At 58.4% G+C, this 368-nt stretch carries 1 protein-coding gene; it reads left to right on the forward strand.

The features are described 5' to 3' along the window. The coding region (locus R5H23_RS16945; protein WP_317216139.1) for a UvrD-helicase domain-containing protein at window positions 1–368 on the forward strand (368 nt) is incomplete at both ends.

Consider the following 368-nt stretch of genomic DNA (forward strand, 5'->3'; position numbering starts at 1 on the left):
CTGCTGTGGCCTACCGTGACCATGCTCCGCGACGAACGCTACAGACGGGACTGGGCGGACCGGTTTGACTGCGTGCTGGCCGATGAGTTCCAGGACGTTAACCGGCTCCAGTTTCTCTGGCTGAAATGCCTGTCCAAAGACCACAACGAGCTCTTCGTTGTCGGCGACGATGCGCAGTCGATTTACGGCTGGCGTGGGGCCAATGTCCGGATTATCCGAAGCTTTCTCAAGGAGTTTCCGACCGGACGCATGATTGCCCTGGAGCAGAACTTCCGCTCGACCGGTCATATCCTGTCAGCGGCCAACGCAGTCATTTCTCACGACACCAACCGGCTGGAGAAAACACTGTATACCGCGTCCGGAGATGG

Source organism: Gluconobacter sp. GP1, from assembly GCF_032913585.1.
In the GTDB taxonomy this organism is placed as follows: Bacteria; Pseudomonadota; Alphaproteobacteria; order Acetobacterales; family Acetobacteraceae; genus Gluconobacter; species Gluconobacter cerinus.